Consider the following 16,971-nt stretch of genomic DNA (forward strand, 5'->3'; position numbering starts at 1 on the left):
CCCTGCAAGCGGATTAAAGCTTCTTCAGGGTTTCCTGAGTAATGGCCTCAAGACCCTCTTCGGTGATGTTCTTCCAGACCGAGTCGGTCACCACCTTAGCGTTTTCGGTGACCAGGGTTTTCACGCTGTACTCAGGCGCGCCTGCGGGTTTGATCTGCAACAGCGACTGATTGCGTACGCCCTTGTCCAGCACCCCGTCGACACCTGACCATGACCAGAACTCAATAATGCGCACCTGCACCTTGTTCACATTACTGCCCGTTGGCGTGCTCACGACCTCATAACCGGCCTGGCGATAAGCGCTGGCCACCGCATCACTCACCAACCCGGCCACCGTGCGGCCTTTGGGCAGGAGCACATCGCCAATGGCCCAATTGAAGTTGTTGCGTTTGCGCGCAATCGCCCGTTCGGTAATCGACTTATCGTCAATGTCGTCGTACTTCAGCGAAGGGATATCGAAACTGTCTGGCTTGATCTGAAAAACACGCTCATCAACGGCACTGACAAACACCTTCTTGCCATTGCTCGGGGCAGGCGTTTGCGTATTGCCCGGCGGCAAAACATCCACGTCCACTTCTGCCCGGTTGGTGGCGCAACCGGCCAGCAATACCAACGCTACAACGCCCAAAAATCTGCGAACCATGTTCATTACTCCCTTTCTTTGTGTGCCTTCATTGGCACGGCCAAAAACTGGCCAAAAGGGAGTGTAGAAGACCGAACGCAGTTGGGTGTTATTGACTCAGGCCTTGGCCGCCATGGCGGTCACTTCCACACGCATGCCTTCTACCGCCAGAGCCGCTACGCCAACAGCAGCACGCACCGGCCACGGCTTGGCGAAAAAGCGCTTGTAGACTTCGTTGAACGCCGCGCGGTCAGCCATGTCAGTCAGGTAAATCGTCAGGTGCAACACCCGGTCCATCGAACTGCCAGCCTTTTCCAGGGCAACCTTGAGTGCCTGCAACGTGCACTCGCTTTGCTCAGTGATCCCGCCCAGTTCCAGACTGCCGTCAGCGCGGGTCGGGATCTGCGTGGAGACCAGAATCCCGGCAAAACCGGCAACATCCGAAGAGATGGAATCGGCGTCTGGATCAGGGGTGAAGGTAATGTCTTGGTGGGCCATGTGAGTCTCTGGTTCAGGGTGAATAAAAATCTTCAGGTCTTGCTCATGCCCAGGCAATTGAGGCCTTGGGCAGTCAGTCGGTATTTCTGTACCGGGCTGCGCGGCGAAAGCGGATCCGTCATTTCAACGAGCCCGGCTGTCAACGCAGGTGACAAATAGTTACTGCGAAAGGTTGCCCGATGAGTCAGCCGCAGCAGAGGCATCAATTCAGCCGTTTTCAACCCCGTGCTGCCTTTTAATGCTTCAAGCAAGCGGATTACATGACGGCTTACTTGGTCGGTTACTTGGTCGGTTACTTGGTCGGTCTGTTCTGCATTCAACAAGGCCTGCTGCAAGGCTTGCAGCATAAACTCCACAAAGGGCGTGGCCTGCGCTTGTTGATCGGCAGCCAGCAGCGCGGCGTAATAAGCCTCTTGCTGTTCGCAAATCACGCTTTCCACCGGCAGCCAGGCCAACACCGAGCGCCATTGACTGAGGATCAGTGTTTGCCATAAACGGCCCATACGACCGTTGCCATCAGCGAACGGATGAATAAATTCAAACTCGTAATGAAAGACGCAACTGGCGATCAAGGGGTGAAGCTCCGTCACCTCAAGCCAGGCCAGCAGATCATCAATGAGTGTTGCCACCCGACTCGGCGGCGGCGCCATGTGTACCAGCTTGTCACCGCGGTAAATCCCAACGCCACCTCGACGAAATTGGCCTGCGTCGTCAATCAACCCCAGCATCAACAACCGATGAGCCGCCAGCACATCAGCACGCGATGACGGACGCCAATCAGGCATGGCTTCATAGGCCGCAAACGCATTGCGGACCTCCTGAATTTCACGGGGCAAGCCCAACACGCGTTTACCTTCCAGTACGGCCGTGACTTGCTCGACACTCAGGGGGTTGTTTTCAATCGCCAACGAAGCCTGGATGGTGCGGATCCGGTTACCCCGTCGCAACTGCGGTGTCAGGGTCGCAGCGTGCAACGCCGACAACCGGCCAATCTGCTCGCTGATCTCTGCCACCAGCCCGAGCATCGGCAGAGTCAGCGACAGGGGTGGCTGGTAGCGACTCATTGTTGATCCATCATGGGAGTATTCCGGTAAGCAATGCGTGGCCTCATTAAAAACTAAAAGCCCGCCTCACGCCTGGCTAACTTAATCAACCGCCGCGCTGGCTTGTTCTGCGGCGAGGGCGAGTTTAACACTGGGGCGCGCTGCAGGCGGCAATCGACGGGCCGGGCAGAATGCGGCCAGAGCAAGATCTGCACACGCAATAAAACCGTAGGAGCGAGCTTGCCTCGCGATCTTTTGATCTTGATCGCAGCCTTCGTTCCTCGTCAGCGACTACAGGCCGTGGGAGATCACAAAAGCTGAAACACCGCTGACATCTCTTTGAGCTAAGTTGGCGGGCCTCTATCTTGCCGCTCCCGGACTTGCCCTCGCCCATGATTGTTGTCACCAGCGGCTCTGCCTATCTCGATGTCGATGCTTATGCGGGGTGTATTGCTTTCGCCCAGTTGCTTAACCTGCAAGGCCTTGAAGCCAAGGCGATCAGCAGTGCCCCGCTCAATCAGAGCATCAGCCAGACCCTGCGCGACTGGCCCGTGGGCCTTGATGCGCATCATGCCACTGAGCACGATCACTTCGTGATGATCGACATCAGTGACCCCAGCCATTTCGATACCTGTGTCGATGCACAGCGTGTGGTTGAAGTGATTGACCATCACCCGGGCTTTGAGTCGTATTGGCAGCAACGGCTGGGCACCAGGGCCGCCATCGAAGCTGTCGGCGCTGCCTGCACACAGGTGTATGAGCGCTGGGTCGAAGCCGGTCTGTTCCACGCAATGAATTCAAGCACCGCCGCCTTGCTGGCCACTGCGATTCTCGATAACACCCTGAACCTCAAGGGCCAGATCACCACTGCCCGCGATCTGCAGGCCTACGCAGCGCTGGCCGACAAAGCAGGATTGGCTCAGGACTGGCCAGCCCGTTACTTCAGTGAATGCCAGACCGCGATCGAGCATGACCTGCCTGCGGCGATCAACAAAGACCTCAAGCGCATGGATGCTCAATTGCCGCTGCCACGGGTGATCGGGCAGCTCACAGTATGGAATGCGCAGCACCTGTTGCAGACACAGCGGGCAACGCTGGTATCGACCCTGCAAGCCCATGACCCGGACTGGCTGCTCAACCTGATCAGCATCGACGAACACTGCAGCTACCTGTTGGTCGGCAGCCCGGCCAGCGCTGCGCACGTCGCTGAGTTGCTCGACGTAACCTTTGTCGAGCAACTGGCCAAGGTGCCCGGCGCATTGCTGCGCAAGCAAATCCTGCGCGCGGCGTTGAAATTCGCCGACAAGCCATTGAGCAGGTGATCGACGATCAGCAGAAAATGATTTACTCCTTAAAACAATAACTACGCGTTTCGACAGGTTATTTAGGGTATATGGAAAGATTAAAAGATCGCGAGGCAAGCTCGCTCTTATCAAACATAAAATAAGTGATTGATTCTAAAGACCTTGTAGGAGCGAGCTTGCCTCGCGATCTTTTGATCTTGATCTAAGAGCGCCCCTCACCCTAGCCCTCTCCCGTAGGAGAGGGAACCGATTGGGGGATGCTGAAGATATTCGGCGGCCTGTTTGCTGCGCGACAGCGCGGCGTCGAAGACGGGGCGGCACCTCCTACAGAGGGTGCGTTATTAGCCAGTTTTGTAGTCGCTGCCGAAGGCTGCGATGTTTTGATCTTGATACATTGTGATTAGGCAAATCCGCTCTGGCCCAACAACGAATAGTTGTACGCGAGATTTATGATCGTCGTTTTATCCGCAAAAACATTTTTATGGGCGACTCCAAAACCACCAAAATCATCCCCAGAAAAATCACTAAAAATACCACAAGCATTTCAAAAGAAATTATTTGCCCATAGAAAACCACTGCAACACAAAACTGAGTCAGTGGTAGCACAAACTGCAACAATCCCATGACACTCAAAGGCAGACTTTTTGCAGCAAATGCAAAGAGTGCCAAAGGAATCAATGAAACCAGACCACAGCTTAGAAGCAATGACCAATCGATTACAGTTAACCCTACAGGAACCTCCATGCCACCATCAGAATATAAAACCAAGGCAACAACCATAACGGAGAGCAATAAAGATTCAACAAACAATCCAGACACAGGATCTAGACGGGCCATTTTTTTCAACCACGTGTAAGCCCCCCACGTCACACCGATGCTTAAATACACACGAAAATCCAAGCCCGGCACGCTCAAAATCAGAAACAACACGCTCAACACTACAAAGAACAGGGCAACACCTTTAAATATGGATATAAACTCTTTATAAAAAACCAGCCCTAAGCCAATTCCAAACAACGGAGCAATGAGGTAACCCAGCCCACTCTCAAACACCCGAGAATGAATCGAAGCCCAAATAAATACCCCCCAGTTACAAGCCACTAAAATCGCTGCCGCGCCGTGCAGTGATACATCTTTCCACTTGATCTCCAACAACAAGCACTTAAGCTCTTTTCGAGCCAACAAAATAAACGTCACACTTACCGTTGAAAAAACAACTCTATAACTTAATAAAGCAAACGGGGACATTTCATCAAGTGCTTTCCAATAAAGTGAAGAAAGCCCAAGCAGTACATTTGAGATTATCGCCGCGAGCAAACCAGCCTTGGCTCCGGCGCGAGCATAACTCATAACAAAAATTTAGCGCACAACATAGACCTACTCCTAATAACTTAGTGCAACCCCCTTAAAAATATACTCACACTCAGCAGCCCGTTAAAATCGCTACCCCAACACAAAACATCATCCTCCAACGCCACTAACAGGCCAAGATAAAAAGCACCACTAAAACGACACATTACGACACACGAAAACTCAAACCACCACACCCCTTACCCTTAACACTCCAAGCCAACATATAACGACTTTTACAACGAGCACAACCCGAGCAAAGCTGACGAACGGCACATATACCCGCATACAAAATCAAACAAACACGCCATACAAATAAACCATATGACAAATAGCTATTTACGACTAAACACCACACTTTCAGCACGCCACGCACAACAATTAAAACCACCCAAAACAAACTCTTATTTCTTAAAAAGATACTTCGCTGCAAGTTAAAGGAAATGCAGATCATCAGTTTCAAGACTTTTCCTACGCCAAACCTCGGCTCCTCCTACCCTCTATTTTTCATCCCCCACGCATTCCCCCCTTTCTCTCCCACCGCGTTCACCGCTACCCTTACCCGCTCGCAATGGCTCGGACACGCACAGGATTTTAATGGACACTTCTTCACTCCCACTCGCAGCACAGGCCAGCCAGGATAAAGCCGGCAACTGCGGACGCGTTCAGGTGATTGACCGTTCGATTGTCTTGCTCAGGACGCTGGCCCGGCTCAAGCAGGGCGCGTCGGCGCTGGAGCTGGCCAAGCTGACGGGGATTGATCGCACCACGATCCATCGTCTACTCAAGACGCTCAATCACTGGAATCTGATCGAGTCGCACGCCGGTACGTACCGGATCGGCGCCGAGTCATTGATTTATTCGTCGGCTTATCTCAATCGCCTTAACCTGCGCAAGATCGCCCTGCCGTTCACCATTGAATTGCAGCGTGTGATCGGTGACTTGCAGGCCATTGTCTCGCTGTCGATTCCGGTGGGTGATGAGGTGGTGTTGATTGAGCGGATGTGGACGCCGTCGACGCCGCTGAATGTGATTGTCGATCTGGCGGATCAATTCCCTATCGACGGCAGCCCCAGCGGACGGGCGATTCTGGCCACTTACAGCGCCGAGCAAGCGCACGGTTTACTCGGTGAAGAGCGTTGGCAACAGATCGATCCAGCCTTGCAAAAGATCCGCAGCGAGCAGGACTTTGCCTTCGGCCACGAAGAGTTCAAACCGGGCTTGCACTCGATTGCCTACCCGATTCGCCCCGCCAACGGCCATGCCGTCGGGGCACTGGTCATCGCTGGGCTGGCCATGGAAGAGCAAACCCACCCCGGCTCTGAGCTGGCCAGCCATCTGCGCCGTACCTGTCAGGGCATTGCTGCGCAAATGGCGCCCAACTAATACTGCACACGCTCAGCCCAGTTGCTCCAGCAAGCGGTTGAGCTGGATCTTGCCGTAGTGCGAACGCGGCAAGGTCTCCACGAAGTACACGTGGCGCGGCACTTTGAAACGCGACAACACTTGCTGGCAATGGCTTTGCAGTTGCTCACTGGAAGGCGCAGCACCGGGCTTAAGCACGACTGCCGCGCATACCCGCTCGCCCCACTCCAGATCGGCCTGACCAAACACATGGGCATCCGCCACCTGCGGATGGTTCAGCAGGCACTCGATGACTTCACCCGGCTGGATGCTTTTACCGCCACTGCGGATGATTTCCTTGCTGCGGCCCATGACCTGCAAATAACCATCAGCGCGGATCCGGCCCAGGTCGCCGCTGCGCAGCCAGCCCTCTTCCAGCACCTGCGCAGTCAATTCGGGCTGCTGCCAGTAACCCGCCATTAACTGCGGACCCGCCAGCATGATTTCACCCATACCCTGGTCATCGGGCCGGTCGATTCGCAACCCCGCAGCAAACACCGGACGTCCGACCAGCCCTTCGGCGCTCTCGCCGTCGCGGCGCAACTGGCCCATTTGTGCGGCCGACAAATAACAGGTCCAGGGGGCTTCGGTCATGCCGTACAACACACTCAAACGCGGCCCGAACAATTCACAGGCGTCGTCCAGAACCGAGGGCGCGATGGCGGCCGCACCGATGTCGATGCTCTTCAACACGCTCAGGTCCGGGTAAGCCAGGCGCGGCTCACGCAATACCCGCAACAAATGTGTCGGCACCAACGAACTGAAGGCCGCACGGTGCTGCTGCAACTGGCCAACAAAGGTAGATGCCTCAAAACGCTCAGCCAGCACCAACTGCCCACCACTGAGCACATGGGCCAGCAATGCCACCGCCGCAATCGGCCACAGCGGCCGCACGTTCAGCAGTACATCACCGGGCAACGCCGCACGGGCCATGATGATGTTCTGCAACACCGCACACAGGCTGGCGTGGGTGTGCATGACCGCCTTCGGCGCGCCGGTGGTGCCGCCGGTGTAGTTCAACGACGCCAGCTCCGTGCGTGCCCGGGCAACCCGCAGCGGTGCATCGGCCATGCCACGAACACTCACCGCGTCCAGCGGCAGGCAGACCACGCCCTGCTCAACCAGCGCAGCCGCCACGTGAGCATGGCCTTTGCCGAACAGCAGCAAACGCGCGCCAGCATCGTTGATCTGCGCCAGCAATTCGCCCGATGCCAGCGACGGATCCAGCGGCACGCGGACCCGGCCATGGGCCATGCAGCCGTAATCGGCCAGCAGATAATCCAGGCTGGTATCGGCCAACAGGGCAACCCGCTCGCCTGTAAGGACACCCAACTCAACCAGTCCGGCCGCGAAGTCATCAAGGGCCTGATCGAGCTCGGCAAAGGTCAGCTCACGAGCGCTGCGCAGGTCTTTGATCGCCAGCGCCTGCGGCCATTTGCGGGCAGCCTGGGTAAACAGTGTGCTGATGTCCATGCTCACCACCCACTGAGGACGATGCGGCCATTGACCTGGCGTTTTTCGAGCAAGGCGTGGGCCTGAGCCACTTCGGTAAACGGCAGCACCCGGTCGATCAAAGGCCGGACCTGACCGGCCGCGATCATTGCCAACGCCGTGCGCAAATCCTCCAGCGTGGCGCTGCCGGAGCCGAGCAGGCTCAGGCGTCGGCCTATCAACAGCCCCGGCGACACCGGCACAGTGCCCGGCTGCACATTGCCCAGCACCACCACGCGCCCGCCCATCGCCATGCTGCGCAAGGTGTCGTGCAAGGTGTGGCCGACGTTCTCCATGGCCACGTCGACACCCTGACGTCCGGTCAGTTGCCAGACGGCGGCGCTGTAGCCTTCGCTGCCCGCTACCACCACGTCATGGGCGCCCAAGGTACGCAAAAAGTCCACTTTGTCGGCGCTGCCAGTCACTGCAATCACCCGCGCGCCCAGCGAGCGCGCCAGTTGCAATTGGTGCGCGCCCAACCCGCCGCTGGCGCCGTTGATCAAGACGGTTTCACCCGGTTTGAGCTGTGCTTGCGACACCAGCGCACGTACGCTGGTGGCGATCGGGCAACATGCCAGGGCGGCATCGGCATAGCCAATGCTGTCCGGCAATTGCACTGCTGAAGCCGCAGGTACGCGCAGGTATTCGGCATACGCGCCTTCGGTGTCGACCGAGGGCAAGCCTAAAGCGCGGCACAAGTCCTGACGTCCACGCAGGCAGTCACGGCACTGCCCGCAAAAACGTCGCTGGTACACCACCACGCGGCTGCCGACTTTCAAGTGATGCACCTGGGCACCTACTTCAACCACCTCACCCGACACTTCATGACCGAGCACCACACCGGTGTGCGCCCCCGGCAACTTGCCAGCACGGTGCATCAAATCGTGATGACACACACCAGCGGCTTCAATGCGCACCAGCACTTCATGGGCGTCTGGCTGTGGCGTCGGCACCGTCTCAAGCTGCAACTGCTCGGGGCCACCAAAATCTTTTAGAACGATTGCTTTCATCTTTTATAACCATATGGAAGTACATAAGAATATGTTCATATAACAAACACATTGTTTGTATTGTGCACATGATTTAAGTTTTGCTCACTTTGACGCAGAGCTCAAGTGGCAATGCGTTTTCCTTAAAACGACACTGAATCGAAGCCATGACTGTCGAGTACGAAATAGTTGAAGACGGCGTTTTACTGGTCACGCTCAATCGCCCGGAACGCTTGAATGCCTTGAACGGTGCCGCCAAATTGGCCCTCGCGCAGGTCTGGCAGCGTGCGCAAGACGACTGCGCAGTGCGCGCCATCGTGCTGCGCGGTGCCGGTGAACGGGCCTTTTGCGCCGGCTCCGACCTCAAGGAAATTGCCGCCACGGGTGAGACTGTCAGCACACAGGTACTGGCCAATTCGCTGCCCGGCGTGGGCACCCCGTTGACCAAGCCAGTGATCGCCGCGTTGCAGGGCCATACACTGGGCCTGGGCATCAGCCTGGCGATTCATTGCGATTTCCGCATTGCCCGGCACGACACCCGCTTCAGCTTTCCCGAAGTCGGCCATGGCATGCTCTCTGGTTTCAGCACCATCACCCTGCCCAGCCTGATCGGCGAAGCCGCTGCGCTGGATATCATGCTTAGCGCACGCCCGTTCGATGCCGCGCAGGCACTGGAAATGGGGCTGGTCAATGCTGTGGTCGACGACTCCATCGCCGCCGCACTGGACCTCGCCCGGCGTCTGGCAGCCCATGACTCACGCGCCATGCAATGGACCAAACGCTTGCTGCTGGCCGATCGCAACAACCGCCTGCAACAGCATCTGGCCCTGATCGACGAAGCCCGAACCGACGTAATGCAACCTCACTGACAGCCACTAACACTTACTCGCCACCACGACCTGTCAGGAACACCCACCACCAGGAATGGAAAGCGGGCGCCAATCATTTTTGGAGCCTCACCATGTTTCGCCCACGTAAAAATTTCCGCCCCAAGCTGAGCCTCCTGACCGTCGGGATTCTCGGTCTGTACGCCAGCCAGCCTGCGCTCGCCGAAGAGTCGAGCACGCCTTCACTGCAAACCGTGGTGGTGACCGGTGCCCGTGACGGCGGCCGCACTGTGGCCAAGAGCCTTGCGCCGATTGATGTGATCAGCGCCGACGATTTGATGCGTTCGGGCAAACAAAACCTGCGCGACGCGTTGGCCGCTGCGGTGCCGTCGTACACCAATGCCGCCGGGTTTACCGGCGGCACCGGCTTGTCAGTGAAGTCCGCCACGCTGCGCGGACTGGGCGGCAACCATGTGTTGGTGCTGGTGAACGGCAAACGCCGCCATACCACCTCGCTGATCTTCGTCCAGACGGCGGCCACGGCCAGCGGCCAGTCGCCCACCGACCTGGACCTGATCCCGATTTCGGCGGTGGATCACATCGAAGTACTGCGTGACGGCGCGGCAGCGCAATACGGCTCGGATGCGATTGCCGGGGTGATCAACATCATCCTCAAAAGCAACAGCTCGGGCGGCAGCGGCAGCGCCTTGTACGGCCAGTTCAAAGACCGCGTGGGCGGCAAAGGCAACTTCGGCGCACGCGGTCAGGCCTCGGTGAACCAGGGCTTTGAACTGCCCAACGATGGCTTTTTCAGCCTGAGTGCCGACCTCGGCATTCAAGACAACTCCAACGTGGCCGGTGCCGTACCGGCGCGCACCCGCATCTACTTCCCGGTCAACGGCCAGCCTGACCCACGGGAAAACGGTGAGAGCCGCTACCGCCAGATCATGGGCCAGCCGCGCTCGCAAACCTATAACCTGGCCTACAACATGGAGTTGCCGCTCAACGCGGACTACACGTTGTACTCGTTCTCCACTGCCAGCCATCGCAACTCAGAGAGCTGGGGCACCTATCGCACCGCAAGCTCACCGCAGAACATCGTCTCGGTGTACCCGGACGGTTTCTCGCCGCGTTTTGTGGTTGAAGAGGATGACTTCCAGACCGTAGTGGGCCTGCGCAACGACAACCTGTTCGGCTGGAAGTGGGACCTGAGCACCAGCTTCGGCCAGGACAACGCCAACATCCGCAATGAAAAGTCGATCAACCCGTCTTTCGGGCCCGACAGCCCGCGCAACATGGATGGCGGCAACCTGATTGCCAACCAGTGGACCAACAACCTCGACCTGACCCGCGCCTTTGACACCGGTCTGTTCGAGAAACCGCTAAACGTCTCGACCGGCCTTGAGTTCCGTCGCGAGGGCTTCGAGATCCAGTCCGGCGAACTGGCTTCTTATGGCGACGGCGGCTACGTGTTCCCGGTCGGCAGCCCGTTGGCAGGCCAGCGCCCCAACCCCGGTGCACCGGGCCTGACCGGCTTTACCCCGGCGGATGCGCATAACTATTCGCGCACCAACACCGCAGGCTACGTCGACTTCAGCCAGAGCCTGACCGACAAGTGGGATGCCAGTGTGGCCGGGCGTTTTGAGCATTACAGCGACTTTGGCGACACCGCCAGCGGCAAGCTCTCGACCCGCTATGCTTTCACCCCGCAATTTGCGATGCGCGGCACGGTGAGCAACGGTTTCAGAGCGCCGTCCTTGCAACAGGAATACTACTCATCGTCGCTGACAGCCTGGCGCGCCAACACCCTCACCGGGCAACTTGAACAGAACGTGACCCGTTACGTCACCGTCGATGATCCGGCCGGTCAGGCCTTGGGCGCCAAAGCCCTGAAGCCGGAAAAATCGATGAACTACAGCGTCGGCTTTGTCGCCACGCCCACCTCCAATCTGGACATCACCGTCGACCTGTACCAGATCGACATCAACAACCGCATCCTGCAAACCAGCAACCTGCAAGGCCCTGCCGTGTCCAACCTGCTGGCAAGCAAAGGCCTGGACCCGAACCAGATCGTCTCGTATTTCGGCAACCTGGCCGACACCCGCACCCGCGGGATCGACCTGGTGGCCGACTACCGCTACGACTTCGGCCAGTACGGCAAGGTCAAGTGGACCCTGCTCAGCAACCAGAGCTTGCAGACCGTGCGCAAAGTCAAGGAACCCGCCGCACTGGCCGGCACCGGCGTGACCGCCGTGGGCCGCGACAAGATCGGCAACCTGACCAGCGCCTACCCGAAAAACGTCACCTCGCTGAACACCGCATGGCAACTGGGCGACTTCGACGTCAACCTCAAAGAAACCCACTACACCGGCGTCACCGGCCTGAACCAGGTTTCGCCAACCCGCGACGAAAAAATCGACCCGGCGTTTATCACCGACCTGAGCGTGGGTTACTGGCTGAGCGACGCGGTGAAACTGACCGTGGGCGGCGAAAACATCTTCAACCGTCGCCCGCAGCAGCTTAACGACGAAGCCAAGAAGTACTACTTCGCCCCCACCGACAACCCGACCTACAGCTGGTACTCACCCTATGGTCTGGACGGCGCGTACTACTTCGCCAAAGTCGACGTGAGCTGGTAATTGCCCATGAATCCGCCCATTGCCTCGCCCGTCACTCACCCCTCGCCGCATGCGGCCGAGGGTTTTGATCAGGCCCTGTACCGCAAGCTTGCCTGGCGGATCATGCCCTTTTTGTTTCTGTGTTTTGTGCTCAATTGGCTGGACCGGGTCAATATTGGCTTTGCCCACCTGCGCTTCAAAACCGACCTGAATATCAGTGATGCCACCTTCGGCATCATTGTCGGGGTGTTCTCCATCGGCTATTTGCTGTTCGAAATTCCCAGCAACTTGCTGCTGGAAAAGATCGGCGCCAAAAAGACCATGACCCGCATCATGATCCTGTGGGGGCTGGTGACCGTGGCCACGGCCTTTGCCCAGACACCCGCGCAATTCTATGTGCTGCGCGTGCTGCTGGGCGCGGCCGAGGCGGGGTTTTTTCCGGGGGTGATCCTGTACCTGACGTACTGGTTCCCGGCCAGTCACCGGGCGCGGATCACCTCAAGGTTCATCATGGCGATTGCCGTGTGCGGGATTATCGGCGGGCCGCTGTCGACGTCGATCATGAGCCACTTCGACACCGTGGCCGGGTTCCACGGCTGGCAATGGCTGTTCGTGTTGACCGGCTTGCCGCCGATTCTGGCCGGGCTGTTCGCCTGGTATTGGCTGGACAACCGCCCGGCCGACGCACGCTGGCTCAGCCAGGATGAAAAACGGCGCATCGAGCAAGCGTTGGCCGAGGAACGCGGACGCCGCCAACCGGGCGGCCATCAGCATTTTCTGGGTGCGCTTAAAGACCGCAAAGTCTGGTTTATCGTCCTCGCCTACTGCCTGACCATCATGAGTACCGGCAACGTAACCAACATCTGGGCACCGTCGATCATCCGTGACTCGGGCATTACCAGCCTCAGCCAATTGGGCCTGCTCTCAGCCCTGCCCTACGTCATCGCCGTAGGCGTGATGCTGCTGGTGTGTCGCCACTCAGACCAGCAGCAAGAACGGCGCTGGCACTTCACCGTGCCCGGTCTGCTGGCGGCGCTGGCCATGTTGATCTTGCCGCAATGCCTGGGCAGCCCGACCGCGACCGTGGCGACGATGATCCTGATGACCACCGGCTACCTGAGCGCCACGGCGGTGTTCTGGACCATCCCTACGTACTACCTGTCGGACCGGGCAAAAGCGGCGGGTCTGGCCATGGTCAATTGCTGCGGGCAAATCAGCAGCCTGCTGACCCCGATCATGATCGGCCAGATCAAAACCGCCACCGGCGACATTCGCCTGGCCCTCTATATCGTGGCGGCCATGGTCGCCAGCGGCGCCTTGATCCTGTTCTTCGGCGTACCGCGCAAAGCCTTGCGCGACGCTCCTTCAACCCTGGAAAAAACACATGACTGACTACGTCGCCCTGGCCACACAACTGGCTGCGCAGATCCAGCCCGGCGCTGCGCAACGCGATGCCGAGCGCACCCTGCCCCACGAACAAATCGAGTTGATCCGCCAGTCAGGGCTGGGCGCCGCACGAGTGCCCGCCGAACTGGGCGGCGGTGACATCAGCCAAGTCGATGTGGCGCGGATTTTCATTAACCTGGCCAAGGCTGACCCGTGTGTGGCCCAGGCCATTTTTCCACACTTCGCCACCGTCGAGCACCTGCGCCTGATCGCCAACCCGGAGCAACAGGCCCGTTACCTGGGGGCTTTCGTAGACCACCAGCTGTCATCGGGTGCCATTGCCGAGCGCAGCGGCACTTTTCGCGGCGAGATCCACACCCGTCTCGAACGTCGTGGCGAGCAACTGATCCTCAACGGCAGCAAGTTCTACAGCACCGGTTGCCTGTTTGCCGACCTGCTGAAAATCCAGGCCGTGGACGAGACCGGCGCCGCCCTGTACGTCATGCTCCCGGCCAATACACCGGGCATCACCCTGCTCGATGACTGGGACGGTATGGGCCAGCGCACCACGGCCAGCGGCAGCACTCTGCTGGAAAACGTGCAGGTAGCGCCCGAGCAGGTGATCCCCTTGAGCCAGTGGTATCAACGGCGTAATTACATTGGCGCCAGCGCGCAACTGATCCATTGCTCTATCGACATCGGCATTGGCCTGGCAGCGCTGGACGATGCGGTGTCATGGGCGCGCAATGGCTCACGGCCGGTGCGTGAAAGCGGTGTGCAGCGGGCCAGCGATGATCCGTACATTTTGCACACCATTGGCGACCTTGCCGCCTGCATCCACGGCGCTGAAGCGCTGGTTGAGAAAGCCGCAGCGGCTGTCGACTTCGCCGCCCGCAGCCAGTTACAGGGCCTGCTGCAAGGCGATGAACTGGAAGCGGTCCTGGCGAAGGCCTCCATCGAAGTGGCCGAAGCAAAAATCGCTTCCACCCGTGCGGCGCTGCATGTGTGCGAGCGTTTGTATGAAGTCGGCGGCGCAGCCACCACGCAAAGCCTGCACAACTTCGATCGCCACTGGCGCAACGCCCGTACCCACACCACCCATGATTCGCTGGCTTACAAATACAAGGCGATTGGCGAGTTCCTGCTCAACGGCCGCCACCCACCGATCGCGTTTACGTATTAAGCCCTGATTGGCCTCGCGATCTTTTAAACGATCAAAAGATCGCGAGGCAAGCTCGCTCCTACGGGATGGTGTTATTTGAAGAAATTGCTCGGTGTTTTGCCGAATTGCTTTTTGAACATGGTGGTAAACGCACTGGGGCTGTCGTAGCCCAATGACCCGGCGACATCGATGATTTTTTCGCCGACGGCAATGCGCTCCAATGCCAGCAGCAACCGCGATTGCTGGCGCCATTGGCCAAAGGTCATGCCGGTTTCCTTGTGAAACAGCCGCTGGATGGTTTTTTCATCCAGCGCCAGCCGGGCACTCCAGTCGGCCAGGGTCGAACCGTCGCCAGGGTCACGCTGCAACACGCTGCAAATGCTCTGGATGCGCGGGTCGAGCGGCTGCGGCAGGTGCAGCGGCAGCACCGGTAAAATCGCCAGCTCATCCAGAATCAGCTTCATGATCCGGTCTTCTCGTGAGTCGACCTCGTAAGGCGCACGGATGTCGACCGAGGCCTTGATCAGTTCGCTCAACAGCGCCGAAATACTCACTGCACGGGTCTGTGTCGGCAGTTGCGCCACCACTTCGGGCCGAACATACACGCTGCGCATTTTCAGCGGGCCAACGCACCGCACCGAGTGCACCTGACCACAGGGCATCCAGATGCCGCGACTGGGCGGCACCGTCCACTGGCTCAACGCCGAGTGCACCACCATCACCCCTTCAATGGCATACAGCAGTTGATGCTTGGCGTGGGAATGCGGCGCGATAACAAAGTCGGCCGGATAATCGGTAGCGCTGCAGCTCACTGTCCAGTGCGCTTCATCGACCTCAAGCAGAAATTCTTTCAGCGGTTTGATCATGATTCCCTTTTTGCGACAGTGAGCGCCCGAATTGCGCGAGACAGGCAATTTCGCGAAACCTAGGATAGCCGCTGGTTTGCCTGCGTGCATCCCGTGTCCTTACTCCCTGCCCGGATGATCTTCGATGTCTATAACAAGTACGACCCCGGCGGCTATCAGCAGCCCCAGCAGCAGTCCCAGTGCCTCAGTCAGCAGCCAGTCCAGCCCGTTGGTCATGCGCGTGATCGCCGCTTGCGCGCTTGCCCACCTGATCAACGACCTGATTCAAGCCGTGCTGCCGTCGATTTACCCGATGCTCAAGGCCAACTACGACCTGAGTTTTACCCAAATCGGCCTGATTACCCTGACCTTCCAGCTAACCGCTTCGCTGCTGCAACCGGGCGTCGGCTATTACACCGACCGCCACCCCAAGCCGTGGCTGTTGCCAGCGGGCATGGTGTGCACCTTGATCGGCATTTTGATGCTGGCGTTTGTTGGCTCGTTCACCGCCATTCTGGTGGCATCGGCGCTGATCGGCGTGGGCTCCTCGACCTTTCACCCCGAGACTTCGCGGGTTGCGCGGCTGGCATCGGGCGGGCGTTATGGCCTGGCACAATCCACCTTCCAGGTCGGCGGTAACGCGGGCAGCGCGTTCGGCCCGTTGCTGGCAGCAGCCATCGTCATCCCTTACGGTCAGGGCAACGTGGCGTGGTTCGGCCTGTTTGCAGCGTTTGCCATTTTGATCCTGTTCGGTTTGAGCCGCTGGTACCGCCACCACCTCAACCTGTTCAAGCTCAAGCAAGGCAGCGTGGCCACCCACGGCCTGTCGAAAAAACACGTGACCGGTGCCCTGGTGGTGCTGGCGTTGCTGGTGTTCTCCAAGTACTTCTACATGTCCAGCTTCACCAGCTACTTCACTTTTTTCCTGATCAAAAAGTTTGACCTGTCGGTGGCCAGCTCCCAGCTGTATCTGTTTCTGTTCCTCGGCGCGGTGGCGGCGGGTACCTTCTTTGGCGGCCCGATTGGCGACAAGATCGGGCGCAAGGCAGTGATCTGGTTCTCGATACTCGGCGCAGCGCCATTCAGCCTCGCGTTGCCCTATGTCGACCTGTTCTGGACCGGCATCCTGAGCATGATCATCGGTTTTATTCTGGCCTCTGCGTTCTCGGCCATCGTGGTGTATGCGCAAGAACTGGTGCCGGGCAATGTCGGCATGATCGCCGGGGTGTTCTTCGGCCTGATGTTCGGCTTTGGCGGCATCGGCGCGGCTTTGCTCGGGCACCTGGCGGACATTCACGGCATTGAGTACGTGTATTCGCTGTGTTCGTACCTGCCATTGCTGGGCATTTTGACCATCTTGTTGCCGTCAACAAAAAAGGTTTAAGCCTTAAATAAACCTCTGTAGGAGCGAGCTTGCCTCGCGATCTTTTCA

14 protein-coding genes are annotated in these 16,971 nt (G+C 58.4%); 7 read left to right on the forward strand and 7 right to left on the reverse strand.

The genetic code is table 11. The annotated features are described in order from the left end of the window. Window positions 1-13 precede the first annotated feature (13 nt). From ACJJU9_RS14540 to ACJJU9_RS14550, 3 genes are all read right to left on the reverse strand, one after another. Window positions 14-643, reverse strand: a complete 630-nt coding sequence (locus ACJJU9_RS14540) for a hypothetical protein (protein WP_048387555.1) — start codon at window positions 641-643, stop codon at window positions 14-16. A gap of 96 nt (window positions 644-739) precedes the next feature. Beyond that, entirely contained in the window at window positions 740-1,120 is a 381-nt protein-coding gene (locus tag ACJJU9_RS14545) for a RidA family protein (RefSeq protein ID WP_048369212.1), read from the reverse strand. 32 nt (window positions 1,121-1,152) lie between these two features. Then, on the reverse strand, window positions 1,153-2,184 hold the full coding sequence (locus tag ACJJU9_RS14550; RefSeq protein ID WP_407728835.1) for a Fic family protein: 1,032 nt from the start codon (window positions 2,182-2,184) through the stop codon (window positions 1,153-1,155). A 371-nt stretch (window positions 2,185-2,555) separates the two neighbouring features. Between ACJJU9_RS14550 and ACJJU9_RS14555 the strand changes: the two genes are divergently transcribed. Continuing rightward, window positions 2,556-3,485 carry a DHH family phosphoesterase gene (locus tag ACJJU9_RS14555; protein WP_407728836.1) on the forward strand — a complete coding sequence of 310 codons (930 nt, stop codon included), beginning with the start codon at window positions 2,556-2,558 and terminating at the stop codon, window positions 3,483-3,485. 429 nt (window positions 3,486-3,914) lie between these two features. Here ACJJU9_RS14555 and ACJJU9_RS14560 read toward each other — a convergent pair whose 3' ends face one another. Then, complete coding sequence (locus tag ACJJU9_RS14560; protein WP_407728837.1) at window positions 3,915-4,817, reverse strand: EamA family transporter; 903 nt, start codon at window positions 4,815-4,817, stop codon at window positions 3,915-3,917. A gap of 597 nt (window positions 4,818-5,414) precedes the next feature. Here ACJJU9_RS14560 and ACJJU9_RS14565 point away from each other — a divergent pair. Further along, window positions 5,415-6,203 carry an IclR family transcriptional regulator gene (locus ACJJU9_RS14565; protein WP_048387035.1) on the forward strand — a complete coding sequence of 263 codons (789 nt, stop codon included), beginning with the start codon at window positions 5,415-5,417 and terminating at the stop codon, window positions 6,201-6,203. Window positions 6,204-6,215: 12 nt separating this feature from the next. Here the strand turns inward: ACJJU9_RS14565 and ACJJU9_RS14570 are convergent, their stop codons facing one another. Continuing rightward, a complete protein-coding gene (locus ACJJU9_RS14570) occupies window positions 6,216-7,694 on the reverse strand; it encodes a class I adenylate-forming enzyme family protein (RefSeq protein ID WP_407728838.1) in 1,479 nt (492 codons plus the stop codon). 2 nt (window positions 7,695-7,696) lie between these two features. After that, entirely contained in the window at window positions 7,697-8,722 is a 1,026-nt protein-coding gene (locus ACJJU9_RS14575) for an alcohol dehydrogenase catalytic domain-containing protein (RefSeq protein WP_401092919.1), read from the reverse strand. 146 nt (window positions 8,723-8,868) lie between these two features. On the opposite strand from ACJJU9_RS14575, the gene ACJJU9_RS14580 reads away from it, so the two are divergent. The 4 genes from ACJJU9_RS14580 (at window position 8,869) to ACJJU9_RS14595 (ending at window position 14,715) form a co-directional block, all read left to right on the forward strand. Further along, window positions 8,869-9,570 (forward strand): enoyl-CoA hydratase/isomerase family protein, encoded by a 702-nt coding sequence (locus ACJJU9_RS14580; RefSeq protein ID WP_407728839.1) that lies wholly within the window; start codon window positions 8,869-8,871, stop codon window positions 9,568-9,570. A 92-nt stretch (window positions 9,571-9,662) separates the two neighbouring features. After that, entirely contained in the window at window positions 9,663-12,167 is a 2,505-nt protein-coding gene (locus ACJJU9_RS14585) for a TonB-dependent siderophore receptor (RefSeq protein WP_053225418.1), read from the forward strand. Window positions 12,168-12,173: 6 nt separating this feature from the next. Next, entirely contained in the window at window positions 12,174-13,538 is a 1,365-nt protein-coding gene (locus ACJJU9_RS14590; protein WP_407728840.1) for an MFS transporter, read from the forward strand. Next, the gene (locus ACJJU9_RS14595) at window positions 13,531-14,715 is read left to right on the forward strand and encodes an acyl-CoA dehydrogenase family protein (protein WP_407728841.1); all 1,185 of its coding nucleotides are present in this window, start codon (window positions 13,531-13,533) and stop codon (window positions 14,713-14,715) included. The genes ACJJU9_RS14590 and ACJJU9_RS14595 overlap by 8 nt, the downstream gene beginning before the upstream one ends. A gap of 71 nt (window positions 14,716-14,786) precedes the next feature. On the opposite strand, the gene ACJJU9_RS14600 is transcribed toward ACJJU9_RS14595, so the two are convergent. Next, window positions 14,787-15,608, reverse strand: a complete 822-nt coding sequence (locus tag ACJJU9_RS14600) for a helix-turn-helix domain-containing protein (RefSeq protein WP_153331770.1) — start codon at window positions 15,606-15,608, stop codon at window positions 14,787-14,789. A 166-nt stretch (window positions 15,609-15,774) separates the two neighbouring features. Here ACJJU9_RS14600 and ACJJU9_RS14605 point away from each other — a divergent pair, with 166 nt between their 5' ends. Next, window positions 15,775-16,923: an MFS transporter gene (locus tag ACJJU9_RS14605; RefSeq protein WP_256665492.1), complete on the forward strand. Its 1,149-nt coding sequence runs from the start codon at window positions 15,775-15,777 to the stop codon at window positions 16,921-16,923. Window positions 16,924-16,971 lie beyond the last annotated feature (48 nt).

Source organism: Pseudomonas helleri (assembly GCF_045830615.1).
In the GTDB taxonomy this organism is placed as follows: Bacteria; Pseudomonadota; Gammaproteobacteria; order Pseudomonadales; family Pseudomonadaceae; genus Aquipseudomonas; species Aquipseudomonas helleri.

Coding starts and splice junctions, on each gene's coding strand:
- ACJJU9_RS14595 (WP_407728841.1), top strand. CDS start 13,531: ATGACTGACTACGTCGCCCTGGCCACACAACTGGCTGCGCAGATCCAG.
- ACJJU9_RS14585 (WP_053225418.1), top strand. CDS start 9,663: ATGTTTCGCCCACGTAAAAATTTCCGCCCCAAGCTGAGCCTCCTGACC.
- ACJJU9_RS14550 (WP_407728835.1), bottom strand. CDS start 2,184: ATGAGTCGCTACCAGCCACCCCTGTCGCTGACTCTGCCGATGCTCGGG.
- ACJJU9_RS14565 (WP_048387035.1), top strand. CDS start 5,415: ATGGACACTTCTTCACTCCCACTCGCAGCACAGGCCAGCCAGGATAAA.
- ACJJU9_RS14590 (WP_407728840.1), top strand. CDS start 12,174: ATGAATCCGCCCATTGCCTCGCCCGTCACTCACCCCTCGCCGCATGCG.
- ACJJU9_RS14580 (WP_407728839.1), top strand. CDS start 8,869: ATGACTGTCGAGTACGAAATAGTTGAAGACGGCGTTTTACTGGTCACG.
- ACJJU9_RS14540 (WP_048387555.1), bottom strand. CDS start 643: ATGGTTCGCAGATTTTTGGGCGTTGTAGCGTTGGTATTGCTGGCCGGT.
- ACJJU9_RS14545 (WP_048369212.1), bottom strand. CDS start 1,120: ATGGCCCACCAAGACATTACCTTCACCCCTGATCCAGACGCCGATTCC.
- ACJJU9_RS14605 (WP_256665492.1), top strand. CDS start 15,775: ATGCGCGTGATCGCCGCTTGCGCGCTTGCCCACCTGATCAACGACCTG.
- ACJJU9_RS14560 (WP_407728837.1), bottom strand. CDS start 4,817: ATGAGTTATGCTCGCGCCGGAGCCAAGGCTGGTTTGCTCGCGGCGATA.
- ACJJU9_RS14555 (WP_407728836.1), top strand. CDS start 2,556: ATGATTGTTGTCACCAGCGGCTCTGCCTATCTCGATGTCGATGCTTAT.
- ACJJU9_RS14570 (WP_407728838.1), bottom strand. CDS start 7,694: ATGGACATCAGCACACTGTTTACCCAGGCTGCCCGCAAATGGCCGCAG.
- ACJJU9_RS14575 (WP_401092919.1), bottom strand. CDS start 8,722: ATGAAAGCAATCGTTCTAAAAGATTTTGGTGGCCCCGAGCAGTTGCAG.